Genomic DNA, 1,049 nt, shown 5'->3' on the forward strand with positions numbered 1-1,049 from the left:
CTACTAAATCATGGAGAATTAATGAGTAATATTTCCACTTATCCTGTTACCCCAAACCTACAGTTGGTATATGTCTCAAACATAGAGTATTCTACAGCTTTTTATAAATTCATCTTCAAGAAAGAGCCTGTGTTTACTTCGCCACGCTATGTTGCATTTGCTTCTTCGGGGGATGCACTCTTTGCTCTCTGGTCAGGGGGCGATACGCCTGAGGAGAATGTGCCTCGTTTTTCAGAAATCGGCATTATGTTGCCAACAGGAGAGGACGTAGATAAGCTATATGCGGAATGGCAAGAGCAAACCACTGTTGAGATAAATGTTTTGAAGGAACCGTATACTGATGTATTTGGACGTACCTTCCTAATCAAAGATCCGGACGGACACATTATTCGTGTTTGTCCACTGGATTAAAAAGTTTGAGATCCGATCTTTAATCGCCTAAATTATAGTACCTCAATTATAATAATTATCTGTTTCCAAAACCTATAAGCTATGCACGCTAAGAGGCTTACTTGCGGCGCGTGGCTTATTCGTTCGGTGCTGTTCCATTTATATTCAGCCCCACAGCCTGCCTGTTTCCACAGGTGGTCTAATTGGTTTGGAGATCAGTCGGCGTTATTGCATGGCCAGTGATCAGTACTTGTAAAATCATAAAAGCTATCCCTCATCGCACTTATATTGAGCCTTTTATTGGAATGGGAGGAATATTCTTTACAAGGAAATTGATATCTTTATGAAGTTAAAAAGGCATTGTACAAAAACTAATAAAATAAATATATTAAGTGCAATTATTTTATATGAATCCACTTAAGAATCCATACTTTTATGCATGTTTGAATTGATCATTTTTTATATAGGATTGCCATGGATGTATAGATTATAAAAAGCAAATCATGATGCAAATACTATAACGCATGGGTGCATTCAAATGAAATGAAAAGCGGTTATTATTCATAACGTGTCATAAATTTTATGATACGTTTTTAAAAACGCTTGCTAAAAATTTAGTAAATGATAGGCAGGCATTATATAGATACTATCATCACAAT

General features: G+C 36.3%; 1 protein-coding gene and 1 pseudogene. Both read left to right on the forward strand.

Going from position 1 to position 1,049, the window contains the following annotated elements; translation table 11 throughout:
• Positions 1-411, forward strand: a 411-nt coding sequence (locus ACFIO3_RS13710) for a VOC family protein (RefSeq protein ID WP_375704648.1), incomplete at its 5' end; no start/stop codon positions are given.
• Positions 412-644: 233 nt separating this feature from the next.
• Positions 645-734: pseudogene (locus ACFIO3_RS13715) on the forward strand (DNA adenine methylase); the annotation flags it as partial.
• Between the last annotated feature and the right edge of the window lie 315 nt (positions 735-1,049).

The sequence above is a fragment of the Bartonella sp. AD328YNZD genome (genome assembly GCF_042196425.1).